Here is a 20,403-nt window from a genome sequence, read left to right as displayed (position 1 = left end):
ACGGCCGCAGTCACGAAGTACGCACGGTGCCACGCGCCGATGGTGATCGTCGTTGCGGTGATCGTGGTCGCGGTGATGCTCGTGCTGTCCGAACGCTGGCGCCGTGGAGCGATCGTGTTCGGCGTGGCCACGCTGCTTGCAGGCGGGTTCCGGTTGTTCCTCCCAGAGGATCAGGTCGGCCTGCTTGCGGTCCGAGGGAAGTGGTTCGACGTGGGCGCATTGTTCGCGATCGGTGCGGCCATCGTCGGCCTCGGACTATCGATCGATCCGCTGGGAACGGGCTAGCTCCAACGTCTCGACCAGCAGTTTGCCGACGGCGGTAGCCTCGGTGAGGAAGCCGTCGTGCCCGTCTTTCGAATGCAGGATCTCCAGCCCGGCGCAGCCTGGCAGCAGGTCGGCGATTTCTTGCTGGGTCCGTAGCGGATAGAGCCGGTCGGAATCGACGCCGCCGACAATGCACGGCACCGGCGTCGCGGCCAGGGCGGCCGCGATACCACCGCGCCCACGGCCGACGTCGTGTCGGTTCATGGCCTCGGTCAACAGCACATAAGTGGCTGCGTCGAACCGCGAGACGAGCTTGTCCGCTTGATGTTCCAGGTAGCTCTCGACGGCGTAACGCCCACCGGACCAGGGATTTTCGCTGCCCTGGGCGTCGTTGAAGAACCGGTTGTCGAGCTCGAACTCGGTGCGATAGGTCAGGTGCGCGATGCGTCGCGCGATTCCCAGACCGACGTAGGGCGCCCGTCCGGTGCCGTGGTAATCGCCGCCTTGCCAATTCGGATCTGCTTGAATCGCGGCGATTTGCGTAGTCTGCGTGCCGATTTGGTCGGCTGTCGCGCGTGCACCGACGGCGAGTACCAAGGCTGCCCTGACGCGGTCCGGGTCGCCGACGATCCATTCGAGCACCCGCATACCGCCCATCGAACCGCCGACGACGGCGGCGAGGCGTTCGATGCCCAGCGCGTCTGCCAGCGCACGTTCGGCAGTGACTTGATCGCGGATCGAAATCTCGGGAAACCGGGAGCCCCAAGGCTTTCCGTCTGGCGCAACCGAGCTCGGGCCGGTGGTGCCTTTGCAGCCGCCGAGCACATTGGTGGCCACGATGCACCACTCGTCGGTATCGAGCGGCCGGCCGGGACCGACCATCCCGTTCCACCAACCCGGCAGCTTGTGAATGTCGTCCGGCGGACCCGAGACATGGGAATCGCCGGTCAATGCGTGTTCGACGAGGACGATGTTGTCGAGGTTCGGTGACGGCTCGCCCCATCGTTGGACAGCGATCTCGACGTCGGGAATGACCGCGCCACTCTCGAGCGTGAGGTCACCGACTGCGATGACGCCGAGCTGCCCGTCCGGAGGCGGGAATGCCGCTTCCGGACGGGCTGTGTGCGCTCGGCTCACGGTCAAGATGCGGCCGCCGCAAATCCGACCTTCAAGTCGGCCAGGATGTCGTCGATTCCCTCGATGCCGACCGCCAAGCGGACCAGGCCAGGCGTGACACCTGACGCGAGCTGCTCTTCGGGGGTCAGCTGCGAGTGGGTGGTCGACGCCGGGTGGATGACGAGGGAGCGCACGTCACCGATGTTAGCGACGTGGCTGTGCAGGGTCAGAGCGTCGACGAACCGCTTACCTGCATCGACACCGCCGACGATCTCGAACGCGACGATCGCGCCCGCGCCCTTGGGTGCCAACTGCTGACCGCGCTCGTACCACGGCGACGAGGGCAGGCCCGCGTACGCGACCGAGGTGACATTCGGATGTGCTTCGAGGAACGCTGCGACAGCCTTGGCGTTCGATACGTGCCGCTCGATCCGCAGGCTCAACGTCTCGATACCCTGGCTGATGAGGAAGGCGTTGAACGGCGAGATGGCCGGACCGAGGTCGCGCAGCAGCTGGACGCGAGCCTTCAATGCGAATGCAGGAGCGCCGAGGTCGGCGAAGACGACTCCGTGGTAGCTCGGGTCGGGCGTCGTGAAGCCGGGGAAGCGGCCCTGCGTCCAGTCGAACGTGCCGCCGTCGACGATCACGCCTGCGATCGCCGTGCCATGACCGCCGAGGTACTTGGTCGCCGAGTGGACGACGATGTCGGCACCGTGGGCGAGCGGCTGGATGAGGTACGGCGTCGCGACCGTGTTGTCCACGATGAGCGGAATTCCGGCGGCGTGGGCTACCGCGGAGACACCGGGAATGTCGAAGATGTCGTTCTTCGGGTTCGAGATCGTCTCGCCGAAGAAGGCCTTCGTGTTCGGCTGGATGGCCGCTTTCCACTGTTCGAGGTCGTCGGGATCGTCGACGAACGAAACAGTGATGCCCAGCTTGGGAAGGGAGTAGTGGAAGAGGTTGTACGTGCCGCCGTACAGGCGCGGGCTGGAAACGATGTGGTCGCCGGACTCCGCGATGTTCAGGATCGCGAGCGTTTCGGCCGCCTGACCCGAGGAGAGCAGGAGCGCGGCAACGCCACCTTCGAGCGCGGCGATTCGCTGCTCGACGGCGTCCTGCGTGGGGTTCATGATGCGGGTATAGATGTTGCCGGGCTCGGCGAGGCCGAACAGTGCGGCCGCGTGGTCGGTGTTGTTGAACGTGTACGACGTGGTCTGGTAGATCGGCAGCGCGCGGGCGTTGGTGGTTCCGTCAGGAACTTGACCTACGTGAATCTGCTTGGTCTCGAAAGACCATTCGGGCACTCCGTTTTCGGACACAGCAGGGTCACTCATGAGAACTCCAAAAAGATGTGGGTGCTAGGGAATTGGGTTGGGGCCTATCCGCTACAACAACACATTGGGAACCTCCTACGGTGCGCGCTTGCCCTCTCACCACGAGTAGAGCCCGGTCATCACCCGGGGCACCCCACCGCGGAGGAGGGTTGCCGACCAGCGAGCCGGGGCTTACCGCTGATACTCGAGACCTGGACGACATCTTAACCAGTGCGTCGAGTAGACGAAAATCCGGCTATCGCGTGACGCAGGTGGCCCGAAAGGCGTCGTACGCCTTCGTCATACTGTCGCGGCACTCTTCTCCGGTGAGGGCTTCGCAATCGTCCATCGCGACGTGCGCGATGGCACTCCACGTCGCCATGACGACTCGCACCGACAAGTCGTCGGGCCGAACGCCCATGCGCTCGGCAATTGTCGCGCCCAGCACGTTGTTCTTGAACTCGCCGAGTTCGCGGCTGCGTGCGCTGACCGACGGCGTTTCCTTCACCACGCGCTGCATCTGCTGGAACCGTTCGAAGGAGATCGGCTCGCCGGTCGTGACGATGCGGTCCACGAGTCCGATGTAGCTGTCGCGCAGGGCGCGGATCTCGTCGCCGTCCCGGGGCAGGCTCCTCAGGATGTCCACCGACTCGGCAAGGAAGTCGTCTATCAGTCCGAGGACGATGTCTTCCTTCGTCGCGAAGTAGCGATTGACGGTGCGCGGTGACACATCTGCCAGGCTCGCGATCTGTTCGACGGTCGTCTTGTCGAACCCTTGCTTTTCGCACAGATCCAGCGCTGCCTCGATGATCTGGGTACGCGTCCGCTCCTTCTTGCGCTGACGCAAGCCGCATATTGCGGGGGCGCCATTGCCCATCTCGACCGTTGCCATGTTGCCAATAGTACTCGCTTCTGCTCGGAATTCGACAGTTCTGGACAAATGTCAGTCTCAGACAGATTTCTCTTGACGCCAATTGTCGGAGGGTGCCACTATCGTCACAGACGCTTTCGTTCTTGGTTCGAGCCACAGAGGAGTCACCATGTTGGAAACGGATAGCGAAGAGGCAACGAAGGACTCGAGATTATTGGGGGGCAACGATTCACGTCGATGGTGGGCACTTGGCGTCATAGCGATCGCGCAGCTGATGGTCGTGCTCGACGCCACCATCGTGACGATCTCGCTGCCATACGCTCAGGTCGACCTTGGCATCAGCGACAGCAACCGCCAGTGGGTTCTCACCGCGTACACCTTGATTTTCGGTGGACTACTGCTGCTCGGTGGCCGGCTTGCCGACTACCTAGGGCGTAGGCGCATCTTCCTGATCGGGTTGGGCGGATTCGCTGCCGCATCGGCCTTGGCCGGCTTTGCGCAAAACGGTGCTGAGCTGTTCGCCGGCCGCGCGCTACAAGGCGCATTCGCTGCATTGCTGGCCCCCGCGGCTCTGTCGCTGGTGTCTGTCACCTTCACCGAAGCGCACGAGCGTGCGCGAGCCTTTGCGGTCTTCGCGGGTATCTCGGGCGGTGGCGCAGCGATCGGTCTCATCGCCGGTGGCGCGCTGACGGAGTACGCATCGTGGCGCTGGTGCTTGCTGGTGAACACGCCGATCGCGATCATCGCGGCAATCGGAACGATTGTGTTCGTGCGCAAGGACATTCCGCTACCGCGGCTCGGGAATTACGATCTACCCGGCGCAATTACGGCGACCGCAGGTTTGATCGGCATCGTGTACGGCTTCAGTAGGGCTGCCGAAGATGGCTGGGCCGCCGCGAGCACGCTTGCGCTGTTCACCGTCGGCATCGTGCTGCTCGGTGTGTTCGTCGCGATAGAGCAGCGCGCCGAGCATCCGCTTCTGCCGCTGCATATTCCGGGCGAGATCAATCGCGGCGGCTCGTACTTGGTCGCGCTGTTGATGCCGATTGCAATGTTCGCGATGTTCCTGTTCCTCAGCTTCTACTTCCAGAACACGCTGGGGTACACGCCGCTCCAGGCCGGCGTCGCATTCCTGCCGTTCCCTGCAGGCATCATCATCTCGGCGGGATTGTCGAGCCAGCTGCTACCGCGGTTCGGTCCGCGGCCGCTGATGTTGGTCGGGGCGGGGCTCGGTTTCATCGGCCTGCTCTACCTCGCGCAGCTCAGCTTCGGCGACAGCTACGCATCGGTCGTGCTGCCCGCTCAGATCCTGATGGCACTCGGCATGGGCCCCGTTTTCGTCGCCATGCAGACCACCGCATTGCACGGCGTAGCCGAGAAAGACACCGGGGTCGCGAGCGCCTTGCTCAACGCCGCGCAGCAGGTCGGCGGATCGATCGGAACCGCGCTGCTGACAACGATTTCGGTCCAGGTGGCGGAACGCTTCTACGCCAACAACGCGACGGTGTCGGACCTGCCTGCCAAGGCGGCGATCCACAGCTACGACGTGGCCTTCTACTGGGGCGCGCTCTTCTTCCTGCTGTCGGTGATCGTCGTCGCATTCACCATCAAACCCTCTCGGGAATTGCTGGCACCAGGCGAGCCGGAGCTGGTCAAGGTCGCCGACTAGTACCCCCGTCCATCCACCCGCGCGTGCGGCTACCCTCACAGGTAGCCGTACGCGCGTCGTGCTTAGCATGAGTGCGCACGTCCGCAAGCGCACTCACAAGGTGGAGGACACGGAGTACCTATGTCGAAGATCAAAGTCGAAGGTACGGTCGTCGAACTCGACGGCGACGAGATGACGCGGATCATCTGGCAGTTCATCAAAGACAAGCTGATCCACCCTTATCTGGACGTGAATCTCGAGTATTACGACTTGGGTATCGAACACCGCGACGCCACCGACGATCAGGTCACCATCGAGGCAGCGAATGCCATCAAGAAGCACGGTGTCGGCGTCAAATGCGCAACGATCACTCCCGACGAAGCTCGCGTCGAAGAGTTCGGTCTCAAGAAAATGTGGCGCTCACCGAACGGCACCATCCGTAACATCCTGGGCGGCACCATCTTTCGCGCCCCCATCATCATTTCCAACGTACCTCGGCTGGTTCCGGGTTGGACCAAACCGATCATCATCGGTCGGCACGCCTTCGGCGACCAGTACCGCGCCACCGACTTCAAGATCTTCGAAGCCGGCACCGTCACGCTGACCTTCACGCCTGAGAACGGAAGCGAACCGATCGTGCACGAGGTCGTGAAGTTGCCGGAAGACGGCGGCGTCGTCCTCGGCATGTACAACTTCAAATCGTCGATCATCGACTTCGCGCGGGCATCGCTGAATTATGGTCTGCAGACGAACTATCCGGTGTATCTGTCGACGAAGAACACCATCCTCAAGGCTTACGACGGCATGTTCAAAGACACCTTCCAGGAGATCTTCGAAGCCGAATTCAAGGCCGAGTACGACGCCGCGGGACTCACCTACGAGCATCGTCTGATCGACGACATGGTCGCCTCATCGATGAAGTGGGAGGGCGGCTACGTCTGGGCGTGTAAGAACTACGACGGCGACGTTCAATCCGACACGGTCGCACAAGGTTTCGGCTCGCTTGGACTCATGACGTCGGTGCTGCTCACGCCGGACGGCAAGACCTGTGAGGCCGAGGCGGCGCACGGCACGGTCACCCGTCATTACCGGCAACATCAGCAGGGCAAGCCCACATCGACGAACCCGATCGCGTCGATCTTCGCGTGGACCCGTGGGCTCGAACACCGTGGCAAGCTCGACAACACTCCCGACGTCATCGGTTTCGCGCAGGCACTCGAAGATGTCGTCATCCAGACGGTCGAGGGTGGCCAGATGACGAAGGATCTGGCGCTACTCGTCGGCGGCGATCAGAGCTACCTCACCACCGAAGAATTCCTCGGTGCACTCGACGAGAACCTGGCGAAAGCGCTGGGCTAGACCGCCTTGCGGACCGGCTGGTAGCTGGCCACATGCTCGCCGATCAGCTGCGCGATGAGCGCAGGATCTTCCAGTTGCGGGCAATGACCGATGTCGCGCAACGTAATCCGGTCAGCGTGGGCCGGCAGTTCGTCGACGAATCGGCCTGCGAAACGGCTGATCGGCACGATCCGATCGTTCTCGCACAACACCAGCCGGACCGGTGTTTCGATCTCGCTGAGGTCATGGATGCCGCCGCGGCTGATTCCGCTCCAGATGACCGGCAAATACGCGGCACAGTGGGTGCCCGCACGAATCAAGTCCGCAGCGTCGTCACTACTCACTGCCTTGGTGTTCTTGCTGACCAAGGGGAGCACCGCGCGCTGGATGAGCTTGTTCTCGGCTACCAGATTGCCCAGGCGGTTGCCGAGGCCGATCAGCGGTGCCAAAGAAAGGAACTTGAGCCCCACCTCGAACTTCGGTAGCGAGTGCCGGTGCCAACCGCCCGCGGGAGCCACGGCCGTGACCGTCCGTGCCCGACCGCGTTGCTCCAATTCGAATGCGACCCAGCCGCCGAGCGAATTTCCGACGATGTGGCAGGTCTCCCAGCCCAGTTCGTCGAGTTGAGCTTCGACGACGTCGGCCAGCGTGGGCACGTCGACCTTCCAGCTGTCGATGCTCGGACCGCCCCAATGGCCGGCAAATGTGGGAACGAACACTTCGTGGGACTCTGCGAGAAACTCTGCGGTCCGTCGCCAAGCGTGTGCCGAGAGCAAGAACGGTTGCAGAAGCAGAACCGGCTCGCCGGATCCCATGTGCAACGCGGCTGGGGGTGTCTTAGTCACGCCCGTTGACCTTTCGACTTCGTTGTCCGGAGGTTAGCCGGTTTGTCTGTAACTCAGGCTCACACAGTTTCCCGACCTATGCAACCCGTCACATCAGGCCTTCGGAATCTCGAACATCTTCATGAATCCGGCCGCAAACCCGAGCGATCCTGCGATCTTGACCTTGCCTCGAACGAACATCATCTTTGCCCCAGCGTTGCCAGTCGCAAGCTTCAGCAAGCTGGGCGAGCTGAGCGTAATCGTCGACTTCGCGTGTTCGACCAGCTCGTTGGCGACCGAGACCGTCCGATCTTCGATCGTCACGGCGTAATCGTCGTGACCGCCCGGCGCGGTACTGCCGGATACGCGAAATTGCATGACGACCCGTCCGTCGCGCGCGTGTTCGGGCAGGAAGTGTGCCGACATGCGACGGAAGAGTTCGTCGAGCACCCGTGCGCGCAGCCTCGGCTCCGCCGTTGCGGCCTTGAGTTGGTCGTCGGACGCTCTGGCAATGATCTTGGCGAAGTTGCGCGCATCCATTTTCGACAAGTCGAGGTTCGCGCCCCCGTCAGCGAGGCGACCGAGATTGTCCAGCAGTGCAGCGAACTCGTCGTTGCCCAGCTTCTTAGGGTCGATGTTCCTGCCGATCACGTCGATATCGAGCTTCGCGATGGACGGGTCGTCGGGCTGTAACCGCTTCAGTAGCGCGACGAGCTCCTTCGAGCTCAATTTGCCGATGGCTGCTTCGCTGAGGTCTTCGGGCATGGGCGCTACCGTATACCGGGGCGAGCGAAGCGACGGGGGTAGATATGCAGATGGGTCGGCCGAAAACGCTTGGCGTAGTAGTTGTTGCCCTGGTGCTGGCGGCCCTTGCGATCGTGTTCGTCCTCTCCAGGGGAGGTGGCGACGATGCTGCGCAACCGAAGAACACCGTGGCGGCTACGCCCGGCGTCCCTGCTGCGGCGGTCTCGACACTGAAGAAGATCGACAGTGGCGAGTGGCCCGCGGCGGCGAACGCGCCTGGCACCAAAGGCGGCGATACGTGGCGAAATCGCGATCATCAGTTGCCCGAGAGGGATGCGAAGGGCAAGGCCATCACGTACCAGGAATGGGATGTGAATCCGAAGCAGCGGGGCCAGACTCGCGACGCCGAACGCATCATCACCGGGAGCGACGGATCAGCCTGGTACACCGGTGACCACTACAAGACGTTCACGAGGATGCGCTGATGCGGACTGTCGAGAAATTCCTCGCCGACCGGAGCAGCGCGGTATTCGGGGTGGTAGCTGCAACCCCCGGGCAGGCGTCGGTGCTGCGCTACCGGCTCCCCGAATTGGGCTACGTCGTGCGAGAGGTCAGGGGAGCGAAGATGCCGACCGTGGGGGCGGTGTTCGACGAGTTCGCGGCGGCGTTCCAGTTCCCGGACTACTTCGGCGAGAACAAGGACGCTTTCGACGAATGCATGCGTGATTTGGAGGAGTTCGTCGGCGCTGCAAAAGGCTATGTGGTCGTGGTGCGCGACGCCGCGCAGCTCCTTCGTGACGAGCCTGCCGAACGAGCCTGGTTCGCGGATGCGATGGCGTTCTATGCGTCCGAGTGGAGCAACCGCGCCGATCCGGTCGTCTTTCGCGTGGTGCTGCTGGACCGGTCGGGGTCGGTCCCGATCGACGGGGAGCGGCTGGCGCTGAAGGCTTGATTGTTGTCGCGACAACAATTATTGTTCTCGCATGTACGAGTTCGGAGACGAGCAAATCCTGCAAGGCGACATCGACAAGCTCTGGGCGGTGTTCACGGATTTCGCGCGCTTCCCGGATTGGGACCCGCGCGAGGAGATGGCCGAGATCGACGGACCCTTCGTTCCTGGAGCGACCATCAGGTCCAAGCAGAAGGGGAACCCTGGCGGCACGGGAAAGATCACCCGCGTCGAGTCGCCTAACCGCTGGACCGGCGAATCGCCCCTGCCCGGCGGCAAGCTGGTCATAGACCACTTTCTCGAGCCTGTCAGGGACGGAAAAGTCAAGGTCACCAAGCGATATCAAGTCCACGGACCGCTCACCCTGGTGTTTCGGCTCTACTTCGGTCCGCGAGTGCGCAAGTCCATCTCGACCACCCTGACCGCTCTGGAGCGAGAGGCGCAGCGGCGTGGCTGAACCGGCCGGACCGTTACGGAGTCCCGGGTTCTGGCTGCATCACGCGGCGTTGACCTGGCGACGCGAAGTCGACAGCAAACTTCGCCCGGCGGGCCTCACGTACACGCAATTCGTCGTCCTTGCGTCAGCGAGTTGGCTGGGAAAGAAAGGCACGGCGCCGACCCAGCAAGAGGTTGCCGAGTTCGCGGGTACCGACCGCATGATGACGTCGAAGGTCATCAGCACGCTCGAAGATCGGGCCCTGATCGAGCGGACCGCGGACAGCGCCGATTCCCGCGCCAAGCGCCTGACCGTCACGCCCGAGGGCAGGGCTGTGGTGAGCGGCGCGGTCCGCGTGGTCGCCGAGGTCGATTCGCATTTCTTCGGCGACGGCGAACGGCGCGAGTCGCTACTAGAGGAAATGCGGTCGATCGCCCGAGGGTGAGCATGGAAAGATCGACAACCATGTCCAACCCTGACCAGCGCAAGCAGCGCGTTCTGTCCGGTGTTCAGCCGACGTCGGATTCGTTTCACCTCGGCAACTACCTTGGTGCGCTGCGGTATTGGGTCGCGCTGCAGGACGAGTACGACGCGTTCTACTTCATCGCCGACATGCATGCGATCACCGTCGCGCACGACCCCAAGTTGCTCACGCAGCGCACCCGAATCTCAGCGGCGCAGCTACTCGCGCTCGGTGTCGACCCCACACGGTCGACACTATTCGTCCAGAGTCAAGTGCCCGAACACGCACAGCTCGCCTGGGTGCTGAACTGCCTGACGGGATTCGGTGAGGCGGCCAGAATGACGCAGTTCAAGGACAAATCGGCGCGCGAAGGCAGCGACCACGCCAGCGTCGGGCTGTTCACCTATCCGGTGTTGCAGGCGGCGGACATCTTGCTGTACCGCGCCCACCAGGTCCCCGTCGGCGAGGATCAGCGTCAGCACCTCGAGCTGACCCGCGACCTCGCTCAGCGGTTCAATTCTCGATTCAAGAAGACACTCGTGGTGCCGGACGCGTACATCATCAAGGGCGCGGCCAAGATCTTCGATCTCCAGGATCCGACGTCGAAGATGAGCAAGTCCGCGGCGACGGCCGCAGGGTTGATCAGTCTGCTCGACGACCCGAAAGTCTCAGCCAAGAAAATTCGCTCTGCCGTCACTGACACGGACCGCGACATCCGGTTCGACCCGGCAGCCAAACCGGGTGTGAGCAACCTTCTGGTGATTCTCGGCGCATTGACCGGGGAACCGATTACTACGCTGGAAAACGGGTACGTGGGTAAGGGCTACGGCGATCTGAAGGTGGACGTCGCAGACGCGCTGGTCGATTTCGTCACGCCCGTACAGGCGAAGGTGAAAGAATTTTTGGCAGATCAGGGTGAGTTGGACCGCATTCTGACGACCGGAGCCGAGCGCGCTCGCGAAGTTGCGTCGCAGACGTTGAGTCAGGTGTACGACCGAGTGGGGTTTTTGGCCCCGAAAGGGTGAGCTGCCATCCCGGACTTCAAAGGAATGATCGCCGAGCGCCGAGCGGCGTGGCCGTGGTTCGACCACACAGTGCGCGCCGCCGGCCGTTTCCAGCAACAACGCGGCGACTACTACGCGGCGGGCATCACCTACTTCACAGTCCTGGCGTTGTTTCCGTTGCTGATGGTCGCATTTTCGATCGCGGGCTTCATCTTTGCGGGTAATCCGGACTTGCTCAGCACCGTCCAACAGGACGTGGCAGACAAATTCCAGGGCGATACCGGCAAGCAGATCAACGATCTGATCAAACAGGCGATCGGTGCGCGCACCAGCGTCGGCATCATCGGTCTACTCGGTGCGCTTTATGCCGGGCTCGGCTGGATGGCCAACCTGCGTGCCGCGCTCACCGAGCAGTGGGATCAAAAACACGAGCCGGCGGGCATGGTCAAGCAGAAACTCGGCGACCTCGTCGCGCTCGCGGGCCTCGGTCTGGCGCTGGTGGTGTCCCTCGGTTTGTCGGCGATCAGCTCGGGTGCGGTAGGCAGGAAGCTGCTGGCCTTGGTGAATCTCGATGAAGCGCCGGGCGTGTTCATCGTGCTGAAGATCGTCTCGATCGCTCTTGCCCTGCTTGCCTCGTGGGCAGTGTTCGTGTGGGTCATCGCTCGGCTGCCTCGCGAGCCGGTTACGTTCGCGAGTGCAATGCGAGCTGCACTGCTTGCTGCGATCGTTTTCGAGATCTTCAAGCAGTTCGCGTCGTTCTATCTGAAGCAGGTGACGAGCAGCCCCGCAGGGGCGACGTTCGGCCCGATCATCGGCATCATGGTGTTCAGCTTCTTCACTGCGCGCATCATTCTTTTCGCCACCGCGTGGGCTGCGACGGCAGCCGAGAACCTCGCCTTGGTGAACGTCGAACCGCCGGCCCCAGCAGTCATCACACCGCGCGTAGAGGTGCGCAGCGGTCCGTCGTTTGCGGGCGCGATGGCACTATTTGTTGCTGGAATTGCTGCAGCACTTGGTCTTTCTGGAATGCGGAGGAAGCGGTGAACGTCGACACCATCGCTCGATGTGCGTTGATGTGCCGACGTTGTCGCACGATGTGATCGCGGGCTGCTGGTCCTAGCGGCTTATCGACTCTGTTGGACCCTCCAGGCGCGCTGCGGATTTTGGCTTCGGTTCCGGCTCATACGATTTCGCGGCCTTCCACCCGTAGCCGCCCAAGATGATCGCTCGATGCGTGATCTTGTGGTCGAAGACGGAGAACGCTGCCCCGACGAGGGCGGGTTCACGACCGCACCGCTGGATGATCCTGCCCATCCGGTATTGCATTCCCCAGCGACGGCGAAGCACACGTGCGTATTCGGACAGATCGTCGGGCCCGGTCGTGTCGAGAGCGAGCTGTGCGGACCGCGCGGCGTGCAGCCCGGACTCGATTGCCTTCGAAATTCCGGCACCGCTGGTCGGCTTGCCTGCGCCGAGCGCGTCGCCGGCGAGCAACAGGCCAGGCTGCCACGGTGGCCACGCAGTGAAGCCCATCGGCAGTCGCCATGCTTGCACAGCTCGACTGCGGCGCAATTCGTCCATCTGCGGTAGCTGCCAATCGGGCGGCAGCGTCGCCGTGAACTGCTCGAGCAGCTGCGAGATGTTGATATCGCGCCACCGTTTGTAGGACGTGAGATAGCCGATGCCGACGTTGATTTGGCCGCCGCCGAGAGGAAAGACCCACCCGTATCCAGGAATCGTGTTCTTGCCGACCTTGACGTGGGGATAGACCTCGAACATGTGATCATCCGGTCGGTCCGAGCGCATTTCGGCGCGAATGGCGACTGCTGCAGTTCCGGATATCTTCGACTTCAGGCCGATTGCCTTCTTCAGCGGCGAGTACGCCCCATCGGCGGCGAGGACGATATCCGCGACGATCGGCTCCGTGCCCGCGGCACTCTTCGTTTTGAACCCCGTGATTCGATTGCCGGATGCCACCGGGCCGACGACCTCCGTCGATTCTCGGATCTCGGCACCGGCCGCCGCGGCATGCTCCAGCAGCATTGCGTCGAGCGTGGTCCTGCGCGCGACGTAGCCGTAGTCGGGCAGCCCGGTGCGGTGCGGCCATGGAACTTGCCAGTTCTTCGCACCGCTGAATCGCACACCGTCGATCCGATGGAACTGCGTGAGCTGCTCGCTCAAGCCCATCGAGTCGAGGAGCGCGACCGCACGAGGCGTCAGCCCGTCACCACATGCCTTGTCGCGCGGAAACCTTGCCTTGTCGACACACACGACCTTCAATCCCGCTCTTGCTGCTTGCCACGCGGCGGCGGACCCTGCCGGCCCGCCTCCGACGATCGCCAGATCGTATTTGTTGCCCATAGCCACTCCTAGTTCGATCTGGCCAGCGTGAAGTCGATTAGATTGCCGATCGCCTGGCGGGCGACACCTGGTTGCAATGTTGCGAGGTGCGAGTGCGCTAGCGCGGCGTAACGCTCCATCATGGCGCGTGATTCGGCGAACGCCGACGAGGACTGGATCAGCTGCACAGCCTCTTCCACCTCGTTGTCGTCGGTGATTGGTCGAGAGACGAGTTCGCGTAGTCGCGTCGTCGCCGCGCCATCGCGAAGCGCATATATGACGGGGAGCGTCGCCACGCCTTCGCGGAGGTCGGTACACCGAGATTTGCCCGAACGATCCGACGGTGCGGCGACGTCGATGATGTCGTCGGAGATCTGGAAGACAATGCCGATGGCTTCGCCGATCGCTGAGAGCGTCTTGGCAACAGTCTCGTCGGCACCGGAGTATGCGGCGCCCAGCCAGGCAGCGATCGAGAGCAGGGATGCCGTCTTCTCGGTCACAGTCTGCAAGTACTGCTCGGGTTCGATGATCCCCTCGCGACTCTGGACCGTCTCACGCAGTTGCCCCGTGACCAATGCTGTCGCACTCTCGGACAGTGTCGTCAACGCCGAAACCTTGAGCACGGGATCCAGTTGTGACCTGGTCAGTACGCTCCAGGCGCGGACGAGCATGTAATCACCGGCAAGGATTGCCACCGAGTTGTTCCACCGAAGGTTCACGCTCTCGACACCGCGCCGCATCGTCGCCTCGTCCATGACGTCGTCGTGGTACAGCGACGCCATGTGGACCAGCTCCACCGCGGCCGCCGCGTCGATCACGGCGCTACAACCGGGACGCGGTCCGAACTGCGACGACAGCAGTGCCAACAAGGGCCGGAATCGCTTTCCCCCGGATGTGGTGAGGTGCATCATCGGCTCCTCCAGTGCAGGTTCACCGCAGGAGAGCTCACGCACGATCGCATGTTCCGTCTGCCCGAGCTGCTGCTGGATGTCGTCGGCCAATGCAGTATCGCCGAAGTCGAAATCGGAGATCATGCTCTGGTTCGGACTTATCGGTGACGGCCCCGATTCGAATGTTCGGACGCTCATGGTTGCTTGACCTCCGGTTTCATGCTTTGACGCACAAGTGGATTCGAACGAGACCAGCGGCCAGGGATCTAGTTCGGCGCACGGTGAGACCTGCCGCCGCACAACGTTCGATGGTCCGATTACCGCCACGCACAGCGAACTCCAGCACGACGAACCGCCCGCCGCTGCGCAACACTCGGTGGACTTCGTTCAATGCCGCAGAGGTGTCGTCCAGGTCGTCCATAGCGAAGGCGATCGTTGCGGCGTCCAGCGACTGGTTGGCGATGTCGTGGAGGCGCTCGGCGGCGCAATGTGCGACGCGCCAAGAGCTTTCGGGTCGCAGGAAGGTCAGTCTCTTCATCCGTTGCCGTGCATACTCGAGCATCCGATTGTTGATGTCGATGCCGAGAAACGAGACTCCGGGGCGTTCTGCTGCGAGCGCGGTTGCCACCGCACCGGTGCCCGTGGCGATGTCGAGTACCTTTGCCGATGTTCCGAGTTCCAGCATTCCGACTGCTTGGCGCCGCCAGCCGGCGTCCTGACCGCCGGTCATCATGAAGTTGACCTTGTCGTAGATCGGCGCGACCTCGGTATACACCAGTTGGAGCGGCATCGATCGTGACCAAGCCGCATTTCCGCCCACCGGCAAGGAATCCGGCGCCGCACTGGGACTCATCGCAGGGCTCTGCCGACAAGGTTGCCCGCGATGATCCCGCCCGCAATCATTCGCAGTGCGGTGAATCCTCTGCGACGGGCCCGCAACCAGTCTCCTTGCCATGCCGAATGAGCCTGTCGCGCTTTGCACACTGCGGCCGGTGTCAACGTGAGAGCGGTAATCGGATGCAGCGCACCGAGACCCACGGCCCCGAGCGCAACAGCAAGATCTACGACGGACAGCAGAGCGATCAGCCGACCGTATTGTGCGGACGTCAGCAGCGTCGCGATGGTTCGGCGACCGCCCGCGGCATCGGCGACAGCGTCCTGCCCGTTCGCAGCCATCGCGCTCTGTGTCATGGTCGACGACAGCAGCAATGTCGCGGCCCAGAGGGCCGGCCTCGCTGCGCCGAAGAGATAACCCGGTCCGGCGGTGACCAGCATCATCGTCCCGAAGAGGCTGGCCTCGGCGCCGCCGGGACGGTAGCTGAGTTTCAGTCCGTACGAATATTGCACCGAAAGCAGCAAACCGGCGAGCCCGATAGGGACCAAACGCAGCGGCCGGTGCGGCGACAACCCGAAGGCGGCAACGCTCACGCCCATGGAACCGAGCACGCACGCGCTCGCAAACAATCGTGCTTCGTCGGCAGTGAGCTCTCCGGTCAACAGCGGCTTGCGGTTGCGTGATCGCAGGGTGTTTTCGCTGCTGTAAGTGATCTCGTCGATACCGTCGGCGAGTCCTTGGATGTCGTCGAGCGCGGCAGCCGCCCAGTTTCCGCCTGCGACTCCGGTGACCAACATCGATGCCGGAACTACGACCCAACCGAAGGGACTCGCTGCGCAGGACCACGCAACAATCGGTCCATACCAGTAGTCCGGCACGTCTACCTTCGCGAGTGCGAGGTAACGCGTTCTAAGGGAGCGAGGTGCTGTTGCCGGCTGCTGATGTTCCGTCAACGCCATGAGGATCCTCTTGGTGATCGAGTGCTACGTGCTACGTCAGGCAATGGAGGTCGCGCGCCGAGGATCCCGGACTTCCGTGCGAGCTGGTCGTGTGGCCAACTGAGAGAGCGGTCCAGCAAACTCGAGGCGTAGCGCGAAACCGACCGCTCCGGGCGGATGTTTCCCGAGCGGGTCAACGTGATCGAGAACGTCGATCGATGGCATGGGGGAGGAGCGGCTTGGTGCGGAGTCTGCCATGAGCGCGGCAAATCCGCCCGTGTTGACTCCGTTACGGTTCATGCCGGCTGCCCCTTGTGCGCTCGATTTCAGCGAGAGTATATCCAGCAAACTTCGACAACCGAGGGCGATCTGATCAATTCGCTTGTACAGCAATGGTAGTCAAATACTTGATCTTCTCTTGGCAAAGTTGATCATTGAAGAGCGCTGCCGCAGCGATCGCGACGAGCATCGCGGGCCGGTTCACTGGCGTGGGTCACCGATTGCGCAGGTCACCTGTGGGCGGGTGACAGCGACTCCGCATCGACGACGAGAAGTCTCGTCCATCGCAGGGAGCGTGGCAGCGAGTCGAGCGGTTGACGGAAGTCAACCGCAAACAGCCAGATATCGCTGTTGGTGCGAGCTATGCTTCACCGGACCGCTTTTGTTCCCTGCCCTGGAGGTCCGGATGCGGCGACCGACGAGCGGTCTCGTTGCAACGCCTGATCATTGTCCGGCCGATCGAAATGGATGAGTCGACCAAGACGAGATCCGGGGCCCAGTTGTCGTCCGGAGCGACGATGACGACTGTCCGTGACTGGCTCGCCGACTACATATGCCGGCCGAATGTATCGATCGGCCGAACTGGACCGGTCTGTCCGTTTGTGCCGCCTGCGCAACGCGCCGGGTCGCTCGAGATCACGATCAAATCCGCTGGTTCGGCGCCCGATAAGGCAGATGTCACCGACTTGGTGCTCGCTGCGCTCGACGAGTTCGATGAGATCGAGTGGAACGGCTCCAATCCGGCTCTGCGGTGTCTCGTTCTGGTCATCCCAGACCTGGCGCCGACTGCATACGGGTTGCTCGACGAGGCGCATCGCGCAGTCAAGTCGATCGCAGTACGCAGGGGAATGATGCTTGGGCAGTTCCACCCGTCGTGTACGGAACCCGCAGTCCGAAACCCGGACTTTCAGGTCAGCAGGGCGCCGATCCCATTGGTCGCCATCCGTCATATGGCGTTGCACGACATCCTGTTTCTCCACGAACAGCGGGACTGGTTCGAGGAGTACCGGCGCTTGTTCGGTTCCTATCACCTGCACGGCAGCGAGGGCATCGACCAGCTTTTCGCCGAACGGTACCGCGAGGCGTGCGCAGAGTTCGGGCCGCAACATTGAGCAACGCCAGCGGCTACGCCGGGTTCAGTCGATGCGATCTCGACCGCGAGTACTCGCCCAGTTCGCTCGTCTCGAGCTTGCCGGCCTACTTGGACGATTACGCCCGGCTCAGCGCGGCAGCGCGAACACGGCACGGGCGTGTCGAAGAACTGCGTTACGGTTCCCTCCCGGAAGCCACGCTGGACCTGTTCCCTGTCGATCAGCCGGATGCACCGGTCATGGTTTTTGTCCATGGCGGCTATTGGCAAGAACTGACCAAGCGCGACTCCGAATTCGCGGCGACGAGTTTTCTTTCCGCCGGAATCGCTTTCGCGGCAATCGACTACGGACTGGCACCGGACCACACGCTCGATGACATCGTCACGATGGTGCGTTCATCCATTGCCTGGCTGCACGCGAACGCGCTGCGATTCGGGATCGATCCGAGGCGAATTCATGTGAGCGGAAGCTCCGCAGGCGCTCATCTGGTCGCGATGGCGCTCGTCGCCGACTGTGCGCAGCAGATCGCCAGCGCGACGCTGCTCAGTGGCATCTACGACCTCGAACCCTTGCGGCACACCTACGTCAACGACGCCCTCGGACTCGATCTCGATGCCGCCGTGCGCAACAGCCCGATCTATCGGCTGCCGTTGCAACTGCCGCCTGTCGTCATCGCTAGAGGTGGAATAGAAACGAGCGAGTTCATTCGCCAGCACGACACGATGTCGGGATTGTTGCGGCAGCGTGCGCGGGTTACCGAGATAATCGGTCCAGCGCGCAACCATTTCGATCTTCCCTACGACCTGGGCGACCCGAGTACCGAACTAGGTCGCGCAGTCCTGAGCAACATCGTTGCGTCCACGGGTGTGCAAGCCGAGTCTGCGTGAGGTGCCGATGAGCGAGCCTGGTGACAAGGACAGTGCATGCCCGCTGTTCGCGCCCGCGCGATCCGTCGCGGAGTCGGCGCACGAATTATTCACGCCCACAGCATATTCGGATTACGCTGCAATGAATACGCTGCTGTCTCTGCAGCATCCGGTCACCGAGGAGCCGACCGAAGCCGGGTTCATCATTCTGAGTCAGGTCAAGGAGTTGTTGTTCAAACTCCTCTATATCGAGTTCGCAGCCGCCCGCGGGCACCTTGCCGCCGATCGCCTGGAAGACGCGCTCTGGACCCTCCGGCGCAGTCTCCGAGTGCAGCATGTGCTGCTGTCTTGCTGGGACGCTTTGGCTGCGATGTCGCCAACCGAATTCGCGGCCTTTCGAGAGATTCTGGGGACAGCGTCAGGCTTCCAGTCGTCGTCGTATCGCCGGCTGGAATTCGTTCTCGGGAACAAGAACTCGGCGTTGGTCGGCCCACACCGCGAGACCGAGGAGTATTCGGAGGTGCTTGCCGATCTGCGTTCGCCGAGTCTGTACGACGAGGCGGTTCGCTACCTCGCCCGGCGTGGCTGCGACATCCCGCCCGAGGTGTTCGAACGGGACGTGACGGTGCCGTACGAGCCGCACGCAAAGATTGCGGCTGCCTGGAATTCGGTGTACGAACAGCGACGGGAACGCCACGACTTGTTCCTTCTCGCCGAGGCCCTCACCGATACGGCCGATCTCTTCGCACGCTGGCGCTACACCCACCTCGTGACGGTCCAGCGGATGCTGGGCGACAAACCAGGCACCGGCGGTACGGAGGGATCCAGCTGGCTGAGCCAGATCGCACAGCACCGGTTCTTTCCCGAGCTCTGGTCGATTCGCTCGACGCTGTGAACAGGAGAACTGTCGCGAATGCGTACTGAAGCTCGCCTGGACAGGTCCGGTGCCGCGGAACTCGACGCCGCCGACCCATTGCGGCGTTGCCGCGACCAGTTCGTCAGACCCCGACCAGACACGATCTACCTCGACGGCAATTCGCTCGGCCCACCACCGATTGCAACCGAAGGCGTTGTCGCCCAAATAATCCGCGAGGGATGGGGCGAGGGCTTGGTGCGGTCGTGGGAGAACTGGATCGGCTGGAGCCGACAACTCGGTGATCGACTGGCAGCGCACACGCTGGGTGCGGCGCCGGGTGAGGTGGTCATCGCCGACTCGACCTCGGTCAACCTGTTCAAACTCGCAGCAGCCGCGGTTGCCGCGCGGCCTGGGCGCCGCACGGTCCTCGTCGACGGCGACGACTTTCCGACCAACCGCTACATCTTGCAGGGACTCGCCGCCGAGCGGCAGCTCGATCTGCGTGCACTGCAGTCCGATTCGGACCTCGGCCTCGGCAGCGACGAACTGTTCCGCGCGTTGACCGAGGATGTTGCCCTCGTGGTGCTCTCGCTGGTGTCCTACCGATCGGGAGCGTTGCTCGACATGGCCGCGATCACCGACGCGGCCCGCAAGGTCGGTGCGCTGGTGCTCTGGGATCTGAGCCACGCCGCCGGTGTGATTCCGATTCAACTCGGCGCTGATGGAGCCGATCTGGCGATCGGCGCCACCTACAAGTACCTCAACGGAGGCCCGGGTTCGCCCGCCTTCCTCTATGTACGTAAAGGAATTCAACAGCAGCTTCGCCAGCCGATCTGGGGTTGGTTCGGCCAGCAAGACCAGTTCGCAATGGGCGAGGTCTTCAACCCGGTCGCCGATATCGACCGGTTTCTCGTAGGTACGCCGCCGCTGCTGTCGCTCGCCGCCATCTGGCCCGCGCTGGATGTCGTCGAGCAGGTGCCGGTAGTCGATGTGCGGTCGAAATCTGTATTGCTGAGCGAGTTCACGATCGCGTTGGCTGACGAATGGCTGACCGAATACGGATTCCGGCTCGCGTCCCCGCGCGATTCCACGCGCCGGGGATCGCATGTGTCACTTGCACATCCGGAAGCATTGTCGATCAGTCGTGCCCTGCGCGAGCAGGAGAATGTGATCTGCGATTTCCGCGCCCCGGACCGACTGCGAATCGGTCTCGCCCCGCTCTGCACGAGCTTCACCGACGTCTGGGACGCCCTCGATCGCCTGCGCACCGTCATGGCCGACCGGCGGTACGAAAACCTCCCTGCGGCGACGACGAGGGTGACCTAGAAAGGACAACCG

Annotated in this window: 22 protein-coding genes and 1 riboswitch; of the genes, 13 read left to right on the top strand and 9 right to left on the bottom strand. The window is 62.9% G+C overall.

Annotated elements, in window-relative coordinates:
- The first annotated feature begins 39 nt into the window (after positions 1-39).
- Positions 40-285: a DUF3017 domain-containing protein gene (locus FGL95_RS14250; protein WP_169588219.1), complete on the top strand. Its 246-nt coding sequence runs from the start codon at positions 40-42 to the stop codon at positions 283-285.
- On the opposite strand, the gene metX is transcribed toward FGL95_RS14250, so the two are convergent.
- The 3 genes from metX to FGL95_RS14235 all read right to left on the bottom strand — a co-directional run bounded on the left by metX (position 256) and on the right by FGL95_RS14235 (position 3,585).
- The gene (gene metX / locus FGL95_RS14245) at positions 256-1,407 is read right to left on the bottom strand and encodes a homoserine O-acetyltransferase MetX (RefSeq protein ID WP_206071846.1); all 1,152 of its coding nucleotides are present in this window, start codon (positions 1,405-1,407) and stop codon (positions 256-258) included. The genes FGL95_RS14250 and metX overlap by 30 nt on opposite strands.
- Positions 1,404-2,714: a bifunctional o-acetylhomoserine/o-acetylserine sulfhydrylase gene (locus tag FGL95_RS14240; protein WP_169587808.1), complete on the bottom strand. Its 1,311-nt coding sequence runs from the start codon at positions 2,712-2,714 to the stop codon at positions 1,404-1,406. The genes metX and FGL95_RS14240 overlap by 4 nt, the downstream gene beginning before the upstream one ends.
- 79 nt (positions 2,715-2,793) lie before the next feature.
- A riboswitch (SAM riboswitch) is annotated at positions 2,794-2,906 on the bottom strand.
- 43 nt (positions 2,907-2,949) lie between these two features.
- Positions 2,950-3,585: a TetR/AcrR family transcriptional regulator gene (locus FGL95_RS14235; protein WP_169587806.1), complete on the bottom strand. Its 636-nt coding sequence runs from the start codon at positions 3,583-3,585 to the stop codon at positions 2,950-2,952.
- 148 nt (positions 3,586-3,733) lie between these two features.
- Here FGL95_RS14235 and FGL95_RS14230 point away from each other — a divergent pair, with 148 nt between their 5' ends.
- Together FGL95_RS14230 and FGL95_RS14225 are read left to right on the top strand one after the other, a co-directional pair.
- A complete protein-coding gene (locus FGL95_RS14230; RefSeq protein WP_169587804.1) occupies positions 3,734-5,233 on the top strand; it encodes an MFS transporter in 1,500 nt (499 codons plus the stop codon).
- Between the two features lie 120 nt (positions 5,234-5,353).
- The gene (locus FGL95_RS14225; protein WP_169587802.1) at positions 5,354-6,571 is read left to right on the top strand and encodes an NADP-dependent isocitrate dehydrogenase; all 1,218 of its coding nucleotides are present in this window, start codon (positions 5,354-5,356) and stop codon (positions 6,569-6,571) included.
- On the opposite strand, the gene FGL95_RS14220 is transcribed toward FGL95_RS14225, so the two are convergent.
- Both FGL95_RS14220 and FGL95_RS14215 read right to left on the bottom strand, forming a co-directional pair.
- On the bottom strand, positions 6,568-7,395 hold the full coding sequence (locus tag FGL95_RS14220; RefSeq protein WP_338079856.1) for an alpha/beta fold hydrolase: 828 nt from the start codon (positions 7,393-7,395) through the stop codon (positions 6,568-6,570). The two genes, FGL95_RS14225 and FGL95_RS14220, sit on opposite strands and share 4 nt — an antisense overlap.
- A 93-nt stretch (positions 7,396-7,488) precedes the next feature.
- The gene (locus FGL95_RS14215; protein WP_169587800.1) at positions 7,489-8,139 is read right to left on the bottom strand and encodes an SCP2 sterol-binding domain-containing protein; all 651 of its coding nucleotides are present in this window, start codon (positions 8,137-8,139) and stop codon (positions 7,489-7,491) included.
- 50 nt (positions 8,140-8,189) lie between these two features.
- On the opposite strand from FGL95_RS14215, the gene FGL95_RS14210 reads away from it, so the two are divergent.
- Genes FGL95_RS14210 through yhjD form a run of 6 tightly spaced genes read left to right on the top strand, consistent with a single transcriptional unit; the run spans position 8,190 to position 12,014 of the window.
- The gene (locus FGL95_RS14210; protein WP_420838045.1) at positions 8,190-8,603 is read left to right on the top strand and encodes a guanyl-specific ribonuclease; all 414 of its coding nucleotides are present in this window, start codon (positions 8,190-8,192) and stop codon (positions 8,601-8,603) included.
- Positions 8,603-9,070: a barstar family protein gene (locus FGL95_RS14205; protein WP_169587795.1), complete on the top strand. Its 468-nt coding sequence runs from the start codon at positions 8,603-8,605 to the stop codon at positions 9,068-9,070. The genes FGL95_RS14210 and FGL95_RS14205 overlap by 1 nt, the downstream gene beginning before the upstream one ends.
- Before the next feature lie 31 nt (positions 9,071-9,101).
- Positions 9,102-9,524: an SRPBCC family protein gene (locus FGL95_RS14200; protein WP_169587793.1), complete on the top strand. Its 423-nt coding sequence runs from the start codon at positions 9,102-9,104 to the stop codon at positions 9,522-9,524.
- Positions 9,517-9,948, top strand: coding sequence for a MarR family transcriptional regulator (locus FGL95_RS14195; RefSeq protein ID WP_169587791.1), 432 nt, complete (start codon positions 9,517-9,519; stop codon positions 9,946-9,948). The genes FGL95_RS14200 and FGL95_RS14195 overlap by 8 nt, the downstream gene beginning before the upstream one ends.
- A gap of 20 nt (positions 9,949-9,968) precedes the next feature.
- Entirely contained in the window at positions 9,969-10,991 is a 1,023-nt protein-coding gene (trpS, locus tag FGL95_RS14190) for a tryptophan--tRNA ligase (RefSeq protein WP_169587789.1), read from the top strand.
- A 24-nt stretch (positions 10,992-11,015) separates the two neighbouring features.
- Positions 11,016-12,014 (top strand): inner membrane protein YhjD, encoded by a 999-nt coding sequence (gene yhjD / locus FGL95_RS14185; RefSeq protein ID WP_169587787.1) that lies wholly within the window; start codon positions 11,016-11,018, stop codon positions 12,012-12,014.
- A gap of 72 nt (positions 12,015-12,086) precedes the next feature.
- Here yhjD and FGL95_RS14180 read toward each other — a convergent pair whose 3' ends face one another.
- From FGL95_RS14180 to FGL95_RS14165, 4 genes are read right to left on the bottom strand one after another with little or no spacing between them, the layout of a single operon-like run.
- The gene (locus FGL95_RS14180; RefSeq protein ID WP_169587785.1) at positions 12,087-13,331 is read right to left on the bottom strand and encodes an NAD(P)/FAD-dependent oxidoreductase; all 1,245 of its coding nucleotides are present in this window, start codon (positions 13,329-13,331) and stop codon (positions 12,087-12,089) included.
- A gap of 8 nt (positions 13,332-13,339) precedes the next feature.
- On the bottom strand, positions 13,340-14,398 hold the full coding sequence (locus FGL95_RS14175; protein WP_169587783.1) for a polyprenyl synthetase family protein: 1,059 nt from the start codon (positions 14,396-14,398) through the stop codon (positions 13,340-13,342).
- Between the two features lie 19 nt (positions 14,399-14,417).
- On the bottom strand, positions 14,418-15,053 hold the full coding sequence (locus FGL95_RS14170) for a class I SAM-dependent methyltransferase (protein ID WP_169587781.1): 636 nt from the start codon (positions 15,051-15,053) through the stop codon (positions 14,418-14,420).
- A complete protein-coding gene (locus FGL95_RS14165; protein WP_169587779.1) occupies positions 15,050-15,994 on the bottom strand; it encodes a UbiA family prenyltransferase in 945 nt (314 codons plus the stop codon). Before FGL95_RS14165 ends, FGL95_RS14170 begins: the two co-directional genes overlap by 4 nt.
- A 776-nt stretch (positions 15,995-16,770) precedes the next feature.
- On the opposite strand from FGL95_RS14165, the gene FGL95_RS14160 reads away from it, so the two are divergent.
- From FGL95_RS14160 to kynU, 4 genes are read left to right on the top strand one after another with little or no spacing between them, the layout of a single operon-like run.
- Positions 16,771-17,364: a DUF6875 domain-containing protein gene (locus tag FGL95_RS14160; protein WP_169587777.1), complete on the top strand. Its 594-nt coding sequence runs from the start codon at positions 16,771-16,773 to the stop codon at positions 17,362-17,364.
- Positions 17,337-18,230: an alpha/beta hydrolase fold domain-containing protein gene (locus tag FGL95_RS14155; RefSeq protein WP_206071845.1), complete on the top strand. Its 894-nt coding sequence runs from the start codon at positions 17,337-17,339 to the stop codon at positions 18,228-18,230. The genes FGL95_RS14160 and FGL95_RS14155 overlap by 28 nt, the downstream gene beginning before the upstream one ends.
- A gap of 7 nt (positions 18,231-18,237) precedes the next feature.
- The gene (locus FGL95_RS14150; RefSeq protein ID WP_169587775.1) at positions 18,238-19,104 is read left to right on the top strand and encodes a tryptophan 2,3-dioxygenase; all 867 of its coding nucleotides are present in this window, start codon (positions 18,238-18,240) and stop codon (positions 19,102-19,104) included.
- Positions 19,105-19,122: 18 nt separating this feature from the next.
- Positions 19,123-20,391: a kynureninase gene (gene kynU / locus FGL95_RS14145; protein ID WP_169587773.1), complete on the top strand. Its 1,269-nt coding sequence runs from the start codon at positions 19,123-19,125 to the stop codon at positions 20,389-20,391.
- Positions 20,392-20,403: the final 12 nt, after the last annotated feature.

This window comes from Antrihabitans stalactiti, from assembly GCF_012932915.1.
Classification (GTDB): domain Bacteria; phylum Actinomycetota; class Actinomycetes; order Mycobacteriales; family Mycobacteriaceae; genus Antrihabitans; species Antrihabitans stalactiti.
Note: the sequence above shows the minus strand (reverse complement) of the source record. Positions and strands in the feature narration are given on the sequence as shown.

What these genes read in the sequence shown, in the direction of transcription:
- FGL95_RS14250 (WP_169588219.1), top strand. Translation starts at nt 40, where the DNA reads ATGGTGATCGTCGTTGCGGTGATCGTGGTCGCGGTGATGCTCGTGCTG.
- FGL95_RS14240 (WP_169587808.1), bottom strand. Translation starts at nt 2,714, where the DNA reads ATGAGTGACCCTGCTGTGTCCGAAAACGGAGTGCCCGAATGGTCTTTC.
- FGL95_RS14235 (WP_169587806.1), bottom strand. Translation starts at nt 3,585, where the DNA reads ATGGCAACGGTCGAGATGGGCAATGGCGCCCCCGCAATATGCGGCTTG.
- FGL95_RS14230 (WP_169587804.1), top strand. Translation starts at nt 3,734, where the DNA reads ATGTTGGAAACGGATAGCGAAGAGGCAACGAAGGACTCGAGATTATTG.
- FGL95_RS14225 (WP_169587802.1), top strand. Translation starts at nt 5,354, where the DNA reads ATGTCGAAGATCAAAGTCGAAGGTACGGTCGTCGAACTCGACGGCGAC.
- FGL95_RS14215 (WP_169587800.1), bottom strand. Translation starts at nt 8,139, where the DNA reads ATGCCCGAAGACCTCAGCGAAGCAGCCATCGGCAAATTGAGCTCGAAG.
- FGL95_RS14210 (WP_420838045.1), top strand. Translation starts at nt 8,190, where the DNA reads ATGGGTCGGCCGAAAACGCTTGGCGTAGTAGTTGTTGCCCTGGTGCTG.
- FGL95_RS14205 (WP_169587795.1), top strand. Translation starts at nt 8,603, where the DNA reads ATGCGGACTGTCGAGAAATTCCTCGCCGACCGGAGCAGCGCGGTATTC.
- FGL95_RS14200 (WP_169587793.1), top strand. Translation starts at nt 9,102, where the DNA reads ATGTACGAGTTCGGAGACGAGCAAATCCTGCAAGGCGACATCGACAAG.
- trpS (WP_169587789.1), top strand. Translation starts at nt 9,969, where the DNA reads ATGTCCAACCCTGACCAGCGCAAGCAGCGCGTTCTGTCCGGTGTTCAG.
- yhjD (WP_169587787.1), top strand. Translation starts at nt 11,016, where the DNA reads ATGATCGCCGAGCGCCGAGCGGCGTGGCCGTGGTTCGACCACACAGTG.
- FGL95_RS14180 (WP_169587785.1), bottom strand. Translation starts at nt 13,331, where the DNA reads ATGGGCAACAAATACGATCTGGCGATCGTCGGAGGCGGGCCGGCAGGG.
- FGL95_RS14175 (WP_169587783.1), bottom strand. Translation starts at nt 14,398, where the DNA reads ATGAGCGTCCGAACATTCGAATCGGGGCCGTCACCGATAAGTCCGAAC.
- FGL95_RS14170 (WP_169587781.1), bottom strand. Translation starts at nt 15,053, where the DNA reads ATGAGTCCCAGTGCGGCGCCGGATTCCTTGCCGGTGGGCGGAAATGCG.
- FGL95_RS14165 (WP_169587779.1), bottom strand. Translation starts at nt 15,994, where the DNA reads ATGGCGTTGACGGAACATCAGCAGCCGGCAACAGCACCTCGCTCCCTT.
- FGL95_RS14160 (WP_169587777.1), top strand. Translation starts at nt 16,771, where the DNA reads ATGACGACTGTCCGTGACTGGCTCGCCGACTACATATGCCGGCCGAAT.
- FGL95_RS14150 (WP_169587775.1), top strand. Translation starts at nt 18,238, where the DNA reads ATGAGCGAGCCTGGTGACAAGGACAGTGCATGCCCGCTGTTCGCGCCC.
- kynU (WP_169587773.1), top strand. Translation starts at nt 19,123, where the DNA reads ATGCGTACTGAAGCTCGCCTGGACAGGTCCGGTGCCGCGGAACTCGAC.